The organism is Sulfitobacter sp. DSM 110093 (assembly GCF_022788715.1).
GTDB lineage: Bacteria > Pseudomonadota > Alphaproteobacteria > Rhodobacterales > Rhodobacteraceae > Sulfitobacter.
The window spans coordinates 913,104-927,141 of sequence record NZ_CP085167.1 but is presented as its reverse complement, the minus strand read 5'-3'; the positions used below and the strand labels follow the sequence as shown (position 1 = coordinate 927,141).

The window sequence follows — 14,038 nt, the reverse complement described above, 5'->3', positions numbered from 1 at the left end:
GATCCTTTACAAGAATGAGTTTTCAGGAAAGCTGGCGTTTGGGTTTGAACGGCAGCGACATTAGGGGCACGCCTTCCTCAACCAAGGCCCGCGCCTGATCCAGCCGCGCCTCGCCATAGATCGCACGCTCAGGAATACGCCCTGCGTGCATGTCACGCGCTTCGCGAACAAAGTTCTTGCCGACGTAATCCGATGTGGATTCTACCTTTTTGCGCAGCGCGGTCAGGGCTTTTTCAACATCGCTCGGAGGGTTGGACAAGACGGGTACGGATTTTTCAGCCACCTTGGGGGCCTCGGCCACGCTATCGCTCGACGTCACGCGCGGGGCCATCAGCGATTTGCTCACCTCGCCCGATCCGCAGACGGCACAGCTCAGATGGCCGCCGCGGGCGAGGCTGTCAAAGGCTGCCGCCGATTGGAACCAACTGTCGAAACCATGCCCGGCCTCACATTTTAACGCATAACGGATCATTCGCCCGGTCCTTAAACTCTCTGCATTAGATGGGCCGCGACGCGAGAGAGGTCAAGACAGATGGGATCGGCCCATGCGCCACATCTCCGTGTGGTTATCGCGTTAGACCGCCGCTGCGCGGATCGAAATCACGGATCAACCGCGCCAGATCGGGCGCTTCGACCAAACGTGCGGCCTTTCGGCGAGAACACCACATCCGTTTGCGCTGCCCCTTTTCGGGAAAATGCTTGGCCAGCGCTTTGACCTTCACGGGATAGAGCATGGCCAAACAGGGCAATGTCCCGTCAGCTGCGACCTTCGCATAGCTATAAACGCCCAAACATTGGCCCCGCGCTTGGCCCACCACGCCGCCTTCTTCCCACGCCTCGACCAAGGCCGACGCGGCAGGGGTTTTCCCCTCCATCGGCCAGCCTTTGGGGATGATCCACCGCTTGCCGCCGCGCGATGTAATCAGCAGAACCTGCAATTTGCCACGTTTGCGACGCCAGCAAAGCGCTGCAAACTGAATGCGCAGATCGTCTTTCTGTCCGCCGTTCAAGGATATCGGTGCCTGTGTCGTCATCCGTCGCGGCCGCGTCCTGTGGCTGTTGGCTTCTGCTTACCCTAGCGTGGCAATCTCTGTCTGGCCATATGCACTTGCCCCCCTCCAATGCATCAAAGATACTACCAAAATGATAAGATTTCTCACCCTTCTGGCCTTGCTTTGCGGCCTCGCCCTGCCCCTTAGGGCCGAAGCGCCGCTTACGGTCTTTGCTGCCGCCAGCCTGCGCGGCGCATTGGAGGAGGTTGCAGCAGCCTTTCCCGCGCCTTTGGTGCTGGCCTATGGCGGCTCAGGCACGATGGCGCGGCAAGTCGCAGCCGGGGCACCTGCAGATGTCGTCCTGCTGGCGAATGCCGACTGGATGGATTGGTTGGTCGATCAGGGTATGGCCCCTGCCGAGGGTGCGCAAATCGTCGCTCGCAACCGTTTGGTGCTGATCGCGCCCAGCGGCAGCGCCCCCCTTGCAAACCCCGGCGACCTTCCCGCGCGACTTGGCCCCACGGGGCGGCTGGCTATCGGGCAACGCGATGCGGTGCCTGCTGGCAGCTATGCCCGGGAATGGTTGAAGCATGAAAAACTTTGGGACGGGCTGCAAACTCAACTGGCCGAGACAGACAATGTTCGCGCCGCATTGGCATTGGTCGCACGCGGCGATACGCCTTTTGGCGTGGTCTATGCCAGCGATGCGCAGGCCGAAGCTGAGGTTCAGATCGTCTTTGACGTGCCCGCAGTTACCCATACGCCCATTACATACCCCGCCGTCGCCCTAACGCCTAAAGGCGCGACATTGATCGATTTTCTAACATCGGAAAAGGCGCAGGCGATCCTTTTGAAACATGGTTTCGCCCGGGCCGATCATGGATCTTGACACCGCCGCTTGGGCGGCTTTGCTGCTTTCCTTGCGGGTGGCAGGCGTGGCGATGCTCTGCTCTTTACCGCTGGCGCTTTGGGTAGCGTGGATCCTCGCCCGCAAGGAGTTTCGCGGCAAGGGTCTTTTCAGTGCGCTGGTGCATCTACCGTTGGTGCTGCCGCCGGTGGTTACGGGCTATCTGCTGCTGCTCAGCTTTGGCCGCAACGCCCCCTTGGGTCGGCTGCTAGAGAGCTTTGGCATGGGGCTTGCCTTTCACTGGAGCGGCGCGGTCTTGGCCGCGCTGATCATGGGCTTTCCGTTGATGGTCCGTTCTATGCGGCTGGCGATCGAAGCGGTGGACCCGCGCATTGAGGCCGCCGCCGCCACGCTCGGTGCGCCACGTGTTAGCGTCTTTCTCCGCGTGACCCTGCCGCTGATCTTTCCCGGCATCCTTGCCGGGGCGGTTATGGGCTTTGCCAAGGCAATGGGCGAATTTGGGGCCACGATCACTTTCGTCGCCAATATCCCCGGCCAGACACAAACGCTCCCCAGTGCGATCTGGACTGCGTTGCAGGTGCCGGGCGGCGAAAACCGCGCGCTGGCCATGGCCGCTTTGGCCGGTCTTGTGGCATTGGCCGCCGTCCTGCTTTCCGAAGCTTTGGCCCGGCGGGTCGCCAGACGCATCTCGGGGGCCCGCTGATGCTGAACGTCACACTGCGCCACGGTTTTGACGGGTTTGATCTGGACCTGTCCTTCATTGCCGAGGACGGTATCACCGCGCTTTTCGGGCGGTCCGGGGCGGGCAAGACCACGGTGATTAATGCCGTGGCTGGGCTGCTGCGCCCCGAAACCGGACGCGTGGTGCTGGATGACGAAGTGCTGTTCGACGCAGAGCGCGATATTTGGGTGCCGCCGCATCGCCGCCGGCTTGGATATGTCTTTCAAGATGCACGCCTTTTCCCCCATTTGGACGTGCGCAAAAACCTAACCTTTGGCAGGCGCTACGCCCCACGCGGCAGCCGTGGCGCGGGGTTTGACGATGTGGTCAGCTTGCTGGGGCTCGCACCGCTGCTGACCCGCGCCCCCGCAACCCTTTCGGGAGGAGAGAAACAGCGCGTGGCGCTTGGTCGGGCGCTGCTTTGCAACCCTCGCCTGCTGCTGATGGACGAACCGCTTGCCAGTCTCGATGGCCCCCGCAAACAGGAAATCCTGCCGTATCTGGAGCGTTTACGTGATGGCGGACTGGGCCTGCCGATCCTCTATGTCAGCCATGCGGTGGATGAGGTGGCGCGGCTCGCGGATCGCCTAGTGCTGTTGCAGGGAGGGCGGCTCATGGCTCAAGGGCCGCTGTTTGATGTAATGGCCGACCCCGCTGCCGTGCCGCTGTTAGGGGTGCGCGAAGCGGGCGCGGTGCTGGAAGCCGATGTCATCGCCCATGCGGAGGATGGGCTGTCGACCTTGGGGGTGCGTGCGGGGCAATTGGAACTGCCCGGCGTGCAAGCGCCAGCTGGGACGCGGGTGCGGTTACGGGTTCTGGCGCAGGATGTGATCCTGTCGCGCCAGCGGCCCGAGGGGCTGTCTTCGGTCAACATTCTGCCCGTGCGGGTGAATGCCGTGCACCCCGGTGACGGGCCGGGCGCTGCCATTGCGCTGGACGCGGGCGGTGACCGTCTGCTTGCCCGCGTCACGGCGCGGGCAGTGCACGATCTTGACCTGCGCGCCGGGATGGATTGCTACGCCATCATCAAGGCCACTACCGTGGCGCCGGGCAGCATCGGGCGCTAATCAAATTTTTGGCGGCGTCCGACCCATTTTCTGACGCAGCCGGGCGACCAGTTCCTGTTGCGGAATATCCGCATCAATCGCCAGTTTGCGCATCCCGAAATGCACATGCGCCATGTCTTGGTAATAGCTGGTATAGGCATAGTTCGTCGCAGCCCCGGCCACGGCGCCCAGTACCGGGACAGCTTGGGCCGCAAGCTTTTGCCCCAGCACCACAGCGAGGCGCGGTGCGACACGGGCGATCACAGCATTCATTGCGCGCCCCGTCAGTGCCATGCGCACGGTTAGAAATCCCAGATCGGCGCTGTCATCATCGGCCAGCGGGCCAGCAGCAGTGAAAACATGCACGCAATCGAACTGCACATTCTCGGCCGCCGGATCGAACCCATGCTCAGCAGCCACACCTTGGATCACCCGCAACAACAGCGTAGTCGTCACCGGCAATTCCGCCAGCGCCGTGGGCAGGCCCCCGGCCCCACCAGCGGCCCCCATAGCGGTTGAGACCGCTTGGTTCAGCCAACCCTGCTGATCTTTGACATAGCTACGGCTGGAATGCGCCGCCTGCATCGCGTGGTTAAGCGCCTTCATCGTGGCGCCTTCGAGGTTGCGCCGCACCGGAGACGGCAGACGGTCAATCAATCCGTCTGCACTGCCCCCGATCAGGTTGAGCACATGGATACCCACACCGCCCGCTTGTTTATAGCGGCGGGCGATTTCATCCAGCCGCGCATCGACGTCGATTGTGCTGGGCAGGTTGCTTTCGATCTGCATGGGCGTCCCTCTTTGAGCTTAGGCTCAATGTGGGCCGCGATGGGCGTAAAATCAATCGCGCCAGCGGCGAACCGCGCCGGAAACGCCTGCCCATGCGCCCTCAACCAAGGCCCGGCCCAAAATGCGCGCGGGGTTCGTCGGTGGAGGCATCTCAACGCCCGTTAGCAAGGTAAAACCAAAGCGGTTATAATAGGGCGCATCGCCCACCAGCATCACGCGCTGCCAGTCCAGAGGGGCCGCGCACGCCAGTGAGGTTTCGATCAAACCAGCGCCCAGCCCTTCGCCCTGACGGGTCGGGTGCACCGCCACCGGCCCTAGCAAAAGCGCGTCAGCCGCGCCGATCCGCACCGGCCAATAGCGGATCGCGCCCGCCAAAATCCCATCGCGGTCGCGCGCCACATGGCTCAGCCCCGCCACGGGCGGTACGCCGTCGCGCAGCCGGTAAGACGACAGCGCCTCGCGCCCCGGCGCAAAACAGGTGTCGTAAAGCGCCTCAACCTCCCAATGGTCGGCGGGCCCCTCCGGGGTCATCTTGTATGGCATCTGATGCAAGGCCGGAGGCTTTCAGGAGCAATTGCGGGTGGCGCTGGACGTAGCATGAGGCTAGCCATGGGTGCAAACCATCAAGGAGTGTTCATGTTCTACCGCCCCGAAGACGGCCATGGTCTGCCGCATAACCCGTTTAATGCCATCGTAACCCCCCGCCCCATCGGCTGGATTTCCAGTCGCGATGGCCAAGGCCGCGACAATCTTGCACCCTATTCGTTCTTTAACGCCGTGGCCTATGTGCCGCCGCAGGTGATGTTCGCCTCGACCAGCGCCAAGGATGACGTAGACGGCACCAAGGATTCGGTCGCCAATATCCGTGAAACCGGTGTCTTTTGTGTAAACATCGTCGAATATGCGGCGCGAGACGCAATGAACGTGACCTCCGCCATGTTGCCCCATGGCACGGACGAATTCGACCGAGCCGGGATCGCCAAGGCGGACTGCGACCAGATCGCCTGTGCGCGCGTCGCCGATGCGCCCGCCAATCTGGAATGCAAGGTGACGCAGATCGTGCAGCTACCGGGCGAGGCGAATTTTGTCGTTTTCGGTGAAGTTGTCGGCGTGCACCTGCGCGATGATTGCGTGGTCGACGGACGCTTTGACGTGACCCAGTACCAACCGCTGTCGCGCATGGGCTATCGCGATTACACAGTGGTGCGCGAGTTGTTCGAACTGAAACGCCCGGATGATTGATTAGGACCATCGCCTGCCCGTGGGGTGGACGATGAGGCGGTGCCTTCGGCTTCGTTCCGGGCCTGCGAGAATCCTCAGCCAACAAAAAACCCGGCACCTCTTGGCGCCGGGTTTTCCATTAGTGCCCGCCCAGGACCCCGGTGCGTACATCGTAATCAACCGCCAATTCATAGTCGGGGTCGTCATCACTATCGACCATCAAATGCCCCGCCTTGGTCAGCAACCGGTGGCAATCGCGGCTGAGGTGGCGCAGTTGCAGACGCTTACCCGCAGCCTCGTATTTCGCGGCCATCGCCTCGATCGCCTGTAGCGCGGATTGATCCACCACGCGGCTATCGGCGAAATCAACGATCACCACATCTGGGTCATTCTCGACGTCGAACAATTCAGAAAAACCATCCGACGAGCCAAAGAACAGCGGCCCATGAATCTCATAGACCTTGGCCCCCTGCTCTGTCGCAGATTCGCGGGTGCTGGCGTGGATGCGCCGCGCGTTGTTCCATGCATAGGCCAACGCCGAGACGATCACGCCAACGACCACCGCCACGGCGAGGTCCTCCATCACGGTCACCACCGTCACAAGAATGATTACAAAGGCGTCCATCAGCGGCACTTTGCGCAGGATGGTAAGCGAGTTCCACGCGAAGGTGCCGATCACCACCATGAACATCACCCCGACCAAAGCGGCCAGCGGGATAAGTTCAATTACCGACGATCCCACCAAGATAAACAGCAACAAAAACACCGCCGCCGCGATCCCGGCAACGCGGGTGCGGCCACCGGATTTCACGTTGATCATCGACTGCCCGATCATCGCACAGCCGCCCATGCCACCGAAGAAACCAGTGACGGTATTGGCGACACCTTGGGCGATACATTCTTGGCTCGCACCGCCGCGCTTGCCCGTTAGATCACCGACGAGGTTCAGCGTCAGCAGGGATTCGATCAGACCGATTGCCGCAAGAATCACTGCATAGGGCAGGATGATCTCAAAGGTTTCCCACGTCAGCGGCACCATTGGGATGTGCCATGCGGGCACCCCCCCTTGGATCGAAGCCAGATCACCAACGCGCGGCACATCAAGACCAAAACCGATGACCAGCGCGGCGATAATCCCGATGCCCGCCAAGGGCGCGGGGATCAGGCGCGTGATGCGCGGTGTCAGCCAGATGATCGCCATCGTCGCGGCCACCAGACCCAACATCAGGTACAGCGATTGACCCGAAAGCCATTCACCACCACCCATGCCGTGGCCAGTGTCGACCATCGTGCCGGGCACTTTAAACTGGCTCATCTGGGCCAAGAAAATCACGATGGCGAGGCCGTTCACGAACCCCAACATCACCGGGTGCGGCACCAGACGGATGAACTTGCCCCACTGCATGACGCCTGCGAAAATCTGCAATAGGCCCATCAGAACGACAGTAGCAAAGAGGTATTCAACCCCGTGCTGTGCGACCAAAGCCACCATGACAACCGCCAGTGCGCCCGTGGCGCCCGAGATCATGCCGGGCCGGCCGCCGATTAGCGCGGTGATGAGACCTACAAGGAAGGCGGCATAGAGCCCGACCAGAGGGTGCACCCCAGCGACAAAGGCAAAAGCCACCGCTTCGGGTACCAAAGCCAGCGCCACGGTCAGCCCCGACAGCAATTCGATGCGCAGCCGCCCAATGGAAAAGCCATCATCCGGCATCCAGCGCAAATCGGTCACATCAAGGTTCTTGGCAAAATTGTGCAGCGTGGCGCGCATAGGGGCGTCCTTTGACTTTCGGAAAACAGATATAGCGCCCGGATCGCGGATGCGGGGCGCTTTTGGCTGCACCTAGAGTAGTTTTACCACGATGAAAAGCATCTTGGCGACGATCAAACTGAGGCTGCTGCAATGCAGAAACACATTGATGCAAGGGCCAACTCTCGAAGAGCTCTGGCAATTCCTGACTAAGACGTGTCTTCCCCGGTGGCAAAAACACTTGAACCCCATTGAAATCTGTGAGGTTCTTTAAGCTTCACTGGCAAACATCCGAGGCACAGGCACCCCCCATGACAGATACAAAAATCGCCGTGATCGGCGGCTCAGGCATCTATGACATCGACGGCCTGAAGGATGCCGATTGGGTCACGGTGGAAACCCCATGGGGGGCGCCGTCGGATCAGGTGCTGACCGGGACTCTGGATGGGGTGGCCATGGTCTTTCTGCCGCGCCATGGGCGTGGTCATGTGCATACGCCAACCTCCGTGCCCTACCGCGCCAATATCGACGCGCTCAAGCGGCTGGGCTGTACCGATGTGATCAGCGTGTCGGCCTGCGGATCGTTCCGCGAGGAAATGGCACCGGGCGATTTTGTCGTCGTCGACCAGTTCATCGACCGGACCATGGCGCGAGAGAAAAGCTTTTTCGGCCCCGGATGCGTCGCGCATGTGAGTGTGGCCCACCCGACCTGCCCGCGCCTGAGCGACGCTTGCGAGACTGCCGCACGGGACGCGGGCATCAACGTACATCGCGGCGGCACTTATCTGGCGATGGAGGGGCCGCAGTTCTCGACACTGGCGGAATCAAAAATGTACCGCGAAAGCTGGGGCGCGGATGTGATCGGCATGACCAATATGCCGGAGGCGAAATTGGCCCGCGAGGCAGAGCTTTGCTATGCCTCTGTCGCGATGATCACAGACTATGACAGCTGGCATCCGGATCACGGTGAGGTGGACGTAACACAGATTATCGCCACTTTGATGGGCAATGCCGACAAGGGCCGCAGCATGGTATCACGTCTGCCTGCGCTGTTGGGGGCTGATCGCGCACCCTGCCCGCATGGTTGTGACCGGGCGCTGGAATTTGCGATCCTGACGCAGCCCGACGCGCGGGATCCGAGCTTGGTCGCGAAGTTAGATGCTGTGGCGGGCCGGATACTTTGAACGCAGGCGGTGGCGCGCGAAGCAGATTGCGGACGGTATTTAAGAAAGGATGAAGGAGGGGTGTGATCCGCGAGCCGCATGGGGGGCCTTTGGGTTTGCGCAGGGGGCGCGGGCTGGGCTATGACGGTTCGGGTGATTTACGCGGAAGGGCGGCATGAAACAGGTTCAGGATTATATTCGCACGATTGTAGATTTCCCGCATGAAGGGATCATGTTTCGTGACGTGACAACGCTTTTTGCCGATCCGCGCGGGTTTCGCATGGCGATCGATCAGATGCTGCATCCCTATGCGGGGATCAACATCGACAAGGTGGTGGGGCTCGAGGCGCGTGGCTTTATTCTTGGCGGTGCTATTGCGCATCAGTTGAGCGTGGGCTTCGTGCCGATCCGCAAGAAGGGCAAGCTGCCCGGCACGGTTATCAGTCAGGAATATAAGCTTGAATATGGCGAGGCCATTGTCGAGTTGCATGACGATGCGATCAAGCCGGGTGAGAAGGTTTTGGTGGTGGATGATCTCTTGGCCACCGGCGGAACGGCGGAAGCTGGAATCAAACTGATCGAGCGTCTGGGGGGCGAGATCGTTTCCTGCGCCTTTATCATTGATCTGCCCGAATTGGGCGGGCGCAAGCGTTTGGAAGCGCTTGGCAAAGAGGTGCATGCGCTCTGCGCTTTCGACGGGCTTTAAGCCCTTAGGACGGCACCGGGGTTCATGATGCCTTGGGGGTCGAGCGCCGTTTTGATGGCGCGCATGGCGGTGAGTTTGGCGGGGTCGCCGTAGCGTTCGAGGTCAACGACCTTGATGCGGCCCACGCCATGTTCCGCGCTGAATGAGCCGCCGAAGTCGTGGACGAGGTCGTGAACCAGACGTTTCACGTCGTCACGCTGGCCTTCGTAATCGGCGCGGCTTTTGCCCTTTGCGGGGAAGACGTTGTAATGCAGGTTGCCGTCCCCGACATGGCCGAAACAGTTGATCCGAAAATCATTAAGCGCATTTAGCGCTTTGGTGGCGCGGGTGATGAACTCGGGAATAGCGCCCAAGGGGACGGAAATGTCGTGGCTCGAAACCGAGCCGATCAGACGATTGGCCTCGGGGATAGTTTCGCGGATGGTCCAGAAGTCTTGGGCCTGTTGGGCGTTTTGGGCGATCAGACCGTCCGAGACAAGACCCGCGTCGAGGGCCGCCGCGAAGAGGGTTTCGAGAGCAGCGTCGGTGTCGATTTTGCCCGGCGTGCCGATTTCCATCAGTACGCACCACTCAGGCGGGATCGCGAAAGGTTGGCGGGTTTGGGGCAGGGTTTCATTAAGGAAATCGAAACCTTGGCGGTGCATCAATTCAAAAGCGCTGATCATTTCGCCCATGTGGTCGCGGGCGAGTGATAGCAGGGTCAGCGCCGCGGCGGGGCTGTCGACCACCAAAAGTGCTGTGCCGCTGCGGGCCGGGCGGGCATAGAGTTTGAGCGCGGCGGCAGTGATGATACCGAGCGTGCCTTCGGCTCCGATCAGCAGATGGCGCAGATCATAACCGGTGTTGTTTTTTCGTAGGCGGGTCAGGCCGTGCCAGATTTGGCCATCAGGCAGCACGGCTTCGAGCCCAAGACAGAGGTCACGGGCATTGCCATAGCGCAGCACGCCAGTGCCGCCTGCGTTGGTGGAGAGTGTGCCACCGATGCGGGCTGTGCCTTCGGCGGCGAGAGAGAGTGGAAAAAAGCGGTTTGCCTCTTCGGCGGCGGTTTGGACATCGGCGAGAATCGTGCCCGCTTCGGCGACCAGTACGTTCTCTTCGGGCAGCACGGCCCGGATGCGGTTCATGCGTTCGAGGGAGAGGATCAGCGGTGCCGGGCCATCGCTACTGATCTGCCCGCCGACGAGGCCGGTGCCGCCGCCATAGGGCACGACCGGCACGCGGGCGGTATGGGCGGCGCGGATCAGGGTGGCGACCTCTTCGGTAGTGCGCGGCAGCGCCAAGACGCCACCCTGCCCTGCGTAACGGCCGCGGGGTTCTTCAAGGTAGCGCTGCTCGGGTTCGCGCAGCACATTGTCGGGCAGTTGCGCGCGCAGGGTGTCGATAAGGGCGGTGTCGGCTGGGTTCAGTGTCATGGACCTTTGATCCTGCGCGGGGCGCGCGGATGCAAGGGCAAAGCGCCGGAACGGCTGGGAGAATACGGATCGTGAAGCGGTGCGATGATGCTCCGGCGATGCTTGTATTCGCAGCGAAGCGTTCCGCGTTAGGGCTTAGCCTACGTCCGTGCGCCCGCGCCGATCCTTGCGCAGGGAGGCATAGAGCACATGGGTTCGCCAGCGGCCATCGATTTGCAGATAGCTCTGCGCGACGCCTTCGTATTTAAAGCCCGCCTTTTCGAGCAACCCGCGAGAGGCTTGGTTTTCCGGCAAGCAGGCGGCTTCGATGCGCGACAGGTCAAACCGGGTGAAGGCCTGATGCACCGTCGCCTCAATCGCTTCGCGCATGTAGCCTTGGCGGGCGAAAGGTTCGCCCGTCCAATAGCCTAATGTGCCCGATTGCGCGGGCCCGCGGCGGATGTTGTCCAGCGTGATCGCGCCAACGAGATTTTGGTCGCTGCGGCGGATCAGGAACAGCGGCATGGCATTGCCCGACGACACCGAACGCTGCGCCCAGTAGACGCGGTTGGTAAAGGCCTTGCGGGTCAGGTGATCCTCGGCCCATGTCGGCTCCCACGGGCGCAGGTAGTCGTTGCTGGCGCGACGCAGGGCAGACCACGCGCGGAAATCGGCGTGGATCGGCGGACGCAGGGTCAGCCGCTCCGTTTCGATCCGCAGTTTACGTCGCCCCAACAGCATCAGGCGGCGCGTCTGCTGTGAAGCTCGTCGAGCGTTGGTGCACTATCTACAGGGCCGTAGAGCGCAAGGGCCGCCGGGGCTTGGGTCGCCATGCGTTCGGCGAAATCGCGCACATCGCCTGTGGTGACGGCGTCGATCTGGGCCACGGTTTCTTCCAGCGGCGGGACACGGTCCCAAATCTGGATCAGCCGGGCCAGACGCTCGGCACGGTTCGAGGGGCTTTCCAGCCCCATGAGCAGCCCGGCCTTCATCTGCGCACGGGCGCGGGCGACTTCGGCGGGGGACATGTCAGAGGCCGCGCGCTTCATCTCGTCGATGGTGATGTTTGCCAATTCGGGCAGTTGTTCGGCGCTGGTTCCGGCGTAGATCGTCGTCATCCCGGTGTCGGCATAGGCACCGGCTTGGGCAAAGATCGTATAGCAGAGGCCGCGGTTCTCGCGAATTTCTTGGAACAGGCGCGAAGACATGCCGCCGCCCAAGGCAGAGGCGTAGATTTGGGCGATGTAGATATCGTCGGACCGATAGCCGGGGCTTTCAAAGCCGAGGGCGAAATGAGCCTGCTCAAGCTGCTTGACCTGCCGGAACTCGCCCCCGCCGAAGCGGGCGCTGTCGATCTGGTAGAGCTTTTTCGAGGGCATGTCGCCAAAGAGGCTTTCGGCCAGTTTAACGATTTTGTCGTGATCCACGGCCCCAGCAGCTGACAGGATCATCTGCTCGGGACCGTAGTGATCGGCAATGAACCGTTGCAGATCGTCGCGTGAGAAGGCCGAGACACGCTCGCTTGGGCCAAGGATGGTGCGGCCGATGGGCTGATCTGGATAGGCTTGCTCTTGCAGCCAGTCGAAGATCACGTCGTCGGGCGTGTCGAGGGCTTGGCCGATCTCTTGCAGGATCACGCCGCGTTCGACCTCAACCTCCGAAGGGTCCAGCACCGGGTTACGCAAGATGTCGGCGATCACGTCGAGGCCAAGCGCCACGTCGTTTTCCAGCACGCGGGCGTAATAGGCGGTGACCTCGCGCGAGGTATAGGCGTTGATATAGCCGCCCACGTCTTCGATCGCTTCGGCGATTTGCAGCGAGGAGCGGGTCGCGGTGCCTTTGAACGCCATATGCTCAAGGAAATGCGCGATGCCGTTTTGCTGCGGCGTTTCGTGGCGCGCGCCTGCGTTGACCCAGACTCCGATTGCGGAGGAGGCAAGCCCCTCCATATGTTCGGTGACGATCCGGAAGCCGTTGGGCAATGTGGTCTGTTGAAGGCTCACGCGGGGAGGTTTCCTTTGATATGCGCTTTCAGCGCGTCGAGGTCATTGGGCAGCCGGGTGAAACGTTCTTCCCGGTCGAAAAGGTCCGCCATGCGGGGCGGCAGCGGGGGGCGAATGCCGGTTGCAGCTTCGACCGCGTCGGGGAATTTCGCCGGGTGCGCGGTGGCTAGGGTGACCATTGGGATGGCCGGATCGCGCTGCTCATCCGCGACTTTGACGCCCACGGCAGAGTGCGGGCAGAGCAGCTCGCCCGTGGTGCGGCGGCGGTCGCTGATGGTGGCGCTGGTTTCTTCTTCCGAGGCGCGACCTGACCGGTAGGTGTCTTGCAACGCCTGCATGGCGCCTTGGGAGACATCGAAACCGCCCTGCCCCAATTCGTCCATGAGTTGTGCCACGGCACCGGCGTCGCGGTCGTATGCGTCAAAGAGGGCGCGCTCGAAATTGGACGAGACTTGGATATCCATCGAGGGGCTGATCGAGGGGGTCACGCCGCCCTTGTGATAGCCCTGTCCCGACAGGCAGCGGTGCAGGATATCGTTCTGGTTGGTGGCAACCACCAGGTCGGCGATGGGCAGGCCCATGCGTTTGGCGATGTAGCCCGCGAAGATGTCACCGAAGTTGCCGGTGGGCACGGTGAAGCTGATCTCACGCAGGGGTGCGCCGAGGCTAGTGGCGGCGGTGAAGTAATAGACCACCTGTGCCAGCACGCGGCCCCAGTTGATCGAGTTCACGCCTGCGAGCCGCACGGAATCGCGGAAGTCGAAATCGTTGAACATGTCCTTGAGGCGGGCTTGGCAGTCGTCGAAATCGCCGTCGATGGCGAGGGCGTGGACGTTGAACTCCGACGGCGTGGTCATCTGGCGGCGCTGCACGTCAGACACGCGGCCATGCGGGTAGAGGATGAAGACATCGACATTGTCCAAGCCCTTGAAGGCTTCGATCGCGGCAGAGCCAGTGTCACCCGAGGTGGCGCCCACGATAGTCACCCGCTCGCCCTTGCGGCCCAAGGCGGCTTGGAACATCTGTCCGATCAGCTGCATGGCGAAGTCTTTGAACGCCAGCGTGGGGCCGTGGAACAGTTCCAGCAGGAAGTGGTTCGGCGCAAGCTGCACCATAGGCGCGCGGGCAGTATGCTCAAAACTTGCGTAGGCGCGGGCGATGATGGCGTGGAATTCGTCGTCGGTGAAAGTCTCGCCGATGAAGGGGCGCATGACGGTAAAGGCGACCTCTTCGTAGCTTTGGCCCTGCATGGCGGTGATCTGGTCCGCGCTGAGTGTCGGGATCGTTTCAGGCACATAGAGCCCGCCGTCACGGGCAAGGCCGGTCAACATCGCCTCTTCGAAGGACAGAACGGGGGCGGAGCCACGGGTAGAGATATAGCGCATAGG

General features: G+C 61.9%; 15 protein-coding genes. 6 read left to right on the top strand and 9 right to left on the bottom strand.

Features of this window, described 5'->3' with window-relative positions; genetic code table 11:
- Positions 1–22 precede the first annotated feature (22 nt).
- Together DSM110093_RS04495 and DSM110093_RS04490 are read right to left on the bottom strand one after the other, a co-directional pair.
- Complete coding sequence (locus tag DSM110093_RS04495; RefSeq protein WP_243266873.1) at positions 23–472, bottom strand: DUF1178 family protein; 450 nt, start codon at positions 470–472, stop codon at positions 23–25.
- 94 nt (positions 473–566) lie between these two features.
- The gene (locus tag DSM110093_RS04490) at positions 567–1,034 is read right to left on the bottom strand and encodes an NUDIX hydrolase (RefSeq protein WP_243266872.1); all 468 of its coding nucleotides are present in this window, start codon (positions 1,032–1,034) and stop codon (positions 567–569) included.
- Positions 1,035–1,143: 109 nt separating this feature from the next.
- Between DSM110093_RS04490 and modA the strand changes: the two genes are divergently transcribed.
- Genes modA through modC form a run of 3 tightly spaced genes read left to right on the top strand, consistent with a single transcriptional unit; the run spans position 1,144 to position 3,648 of the window.
- Positions 1,144–1,881, top strand: coding sequence for a molybdate ABC transporter substrate-binding protein (modA, locus tag DSM110093_RS04485; protein ID WP_243266871.1), 738 nt, complete (start codon positions 1,144–1,146; stop codon positions 1,879–1,881).
- Positions 1,871–2,563, top strand: coding sequence for a molybdate ABC transporter permease subunit (gene modB / locus DSM110093_RS04480; RefSeq protein ID WP_243266870.1), 693 nt, complete (start codon positions 1,871–1,873; stop codon positions 2,561–2,563). Before modA ends, modB begins: the two co-directional genes overlap by 11 nt.
- Positions 2,560–3,648 carry a molybdenum ABC transporter ATP-binding protein gene (gene modC, locus DSM110093_RS04475; protein WP_243267673.1) on the top strand — a complete coding sequence of 363 codons (1,089 nt, stop codon included), beginning with the start codon at positions 2,560–2,562 and terminating at the stop codon, positions 3,646–3,648. The genes modB and modC overlap by 4 nt, the downstream gene beginning before the upstream one ends.
- On the opposite strand, the gene DSM110093_RS04470 is transcribed toward modC, so the two are convergent.
- The gene (locus DSM110093_RS04470) at positions 3,649–4,416 is read right to left on the bottom strand and encodes an EcsC family protein (protein WP_243266869.1); all 768 of its coding nucleotides are present in this window, start codon (positions 4,414–4,416) and stop codon (positions 3,649–3,651) included. It abuts the gene before it with no gap.
- 51 nt (positions 4,417–4,467) lie between these two features.
- Positions 4,468–4,947 carry an N-acetyltransferase gene (locus DSM110093_RS04465; protein ID WP_243266868.1) on the bottom strand — a complete coding sequence of 160 codons (480 nt, stop codon included), beginning with the start codon at positions 4,945–4,947 and terminating at the stop codon, positions 4,468–4,470.
- A gap of 105 nt (positions 4,948–5,052) precedes the next feature.
- Between DSM110093_RS04465 and DSM110093_RS04460 the strand changes: the two genes are divergently transcribed.
- Positions 5,053–5,658: a flavin reductase family protein gene (locus tag DSM110093_RS04460; protein WP_243266867.1), complete on the top strand. Its 606-nt coding sequence runs from the start codon at positions 5,053–5,055 to the stop codon at positions 5,656–5,658.
- 118 nt (positions 5,659–5,776) lie between these two features.
- On the opposite strand, the gene DSM110093_RS04455 is transcribed toward DSM110093_RS04460, so the two are convergent.
- Complete coding sequence (locus tag DSM110093_RS04455) at positions 5,777–7,408, bottom strand: SulP family inorganic anion transporter (protein ID WP_243266866.1); 1,632 nt, start codon at positions 7,406–7,408, stop codon at positions 5,777–5,779.
- 290 nt (positions 7,409–7,698) lie between these two features.
- Here DSM110093_RS04455 and DSM110093_RS04450 point away from each other — a divergent pair, with 290 nt between their 5' ends.
- Together DSM110093_RS04450 and DSM110093_RS04445 are read left to right on the top strand one after the other, a co-directional pair.
- Positions 7,699–8,571 carry an S-methyl-5'-thioadenosine phosphorylase gene (locus DSM110093_RS04450; protein ID WP_243266865.1) on the top strand — a complete coding sequence of 291 codons (873 nt, stop codon included), beginning with the start codon at positions 7,699–7,701 and terminating at the stop codon, positions 8,569–8,571.
- 154 nt (positions 8,572–8,725) lie between these two features.
- Complete coding sequence (locus tag DSM110093_RS04445; RefSeq protein ID WP_067939895.1) at positions 8,726–9,256, top strand: adenine phosphoribosyltransferase; 531 nt, start codon at positions 8,726–8,728, stop codon at positions 9,254–9,256.
- On the opposite strand, the gene DSM110093_RS04440 is transcribed toward DSM110093_RS04445, so the two are convergent.
- From DSM110093_RS04440 to thrC, 4 genes are all read right to left on the bottom strand, one after another.
- Complete coding sequence (locus DSM110093_RS04440; RefSeq protein ID WP_243266864.1) at positions 9,253–10,668, bottom strand: FAD-binding oxidoreductase; 1,416 nt, start codon at positions 10,666–10,668, stop codon at positions 9,253–9,255. The genes DSM110093_RS04445 and DSM110093_RS04440 overlap by 4 nt on opposite strands.
- Before the next feature lie 135 nt (positions 10,669–10,803).
- Positions 10,804–11,388 (bottom strand): GNAT family protein, encoded by a 585-nt coding sequence (locus DSM110093_RS04435; protein ID WP_093926879.1) that lies wholly within the window; start codon positions 11,386–11,388, stop codon positions 10,804–10,806.
- Complete coding sequence (locus DSM110093_RS04430; RefSeq protein ID WP_120351626.1) at positions 11,388–12,650, bottom strand: pitrilysin family protein; 1,263 nt, start codon at positions 12,648–12,650, stop codon at positions 11,388–11,390. The genes DSM110093_RS04435 and DSM110093_RS04430 overlap by 1 nt, the downstream gene beginning before the upstream one ends.
- Positions 12,647–14,035, bottom strand: a complete 1,389-nt coding sequence (thrC, locus tag DSM110093_RS04425; RefSeq protein ID WP_243266863.1) for a threonine synthase — start codon at positions 14,033–14,035, stop codon at positions 12,647–12,649. The genes DSM110093_RS04430 and thrC overlap by 4 nt, the downstream gene beginning before the upstream one ends.
- Positions 14,036–14,038: the final 3 nt, after the last annotated feature.

Bases quoted from the DNA above. Each gene is read 5' to 3' on its own strand.
- DSM110093_RS04495 (WP_243266873.1), bottom strand. From the start codon at position 472: ATGATCCGTTATGCGTTAAAATGTGAGGCCGGGCATGGTTTCGACAGT.
- DSM110093_RS04490 (WP_243266872.1), bottom strand. From the start codon at position 1,034: ATGACGACACAGGCACCGATATCCTTGAACGGCGGACAGAAAGACGAT.
- modA (WP_243266871.1), top strand. From the start codon at position 1,144: ATGATAAGATTTCTCACCCTTCTGGCCTTGCTTTGCGGCCTCGCCCTG.
- modB (WP_243266870.1), top strand. From the start codon at position 1,871: ATGGATCTTGACACCGCCGCTTGGGCGGCTTTGCTGCTTTCCTTGCGG.
- DSM110093_RS04470 (WP_243266869.1), bottom strand. From the start codon at position 4,416: ATGCAGATCGAAAGCAACCTGCCCAGCACAATCGACGTCGATGCGCGG.
- DSM110093_RS04465 (WP_243266868.1), bottom strand. From the start codon at position 4,947: ATGACCCCGGAGGGGCCCGCCGACCATTGGGAGGTTGAGGCGCTTTAC.
- DSM110093_RS04460 (WP_243266867.1), top strand. From the start codon at position 5,053: ATGTTCTACCGCCCCGAAGACGGCCATGGTCTGCCGCATAACCCGTTT.
- DSM110093_RS04455 (WP_243266866.1), bottom strand. From the start codon at position 7,408: ATGCGCGCCACGCTGCACAATTTTGCCAAGAACCTTGATGTGACCGAT.
- DSM110093_RS04450 (WP_243266865.1), top strand. From the start codon at position 7,699: ATGACAGATACAAAAATCGCCGTGATCGGCGGCTCAGGCATCTATGAC.
- DSM110093_RS04445 (WP_067939895.1), top strand. From the start codon at position 8,726: ATGAAACAGGTTCAGGATTATATTCGCACGATTGTAGATTTCCCGCAT.
- DSM110093_RS04440 (WP_243266864.1), bottom strand. From the start codon at position 10,668: ATGACACTGAACCCAGCCGACACCGCCCTTATCGACACCCTGCGCGCG.
- DSM110093_RS04435 (WP_093926879.1), bottom strand. From the start codon at position 11,388: ATGCTGTTGGGGCGACGTAAACTGCGGATCGAAACGGAGCGGCTGACC.
- thrC (WP_243266863.1), bottom strand. From the start codon at position 14,035: ATGCGCTATATCTCTACCCGTGGCTCCGCCCCCGTTCTGTCCTTCGAA.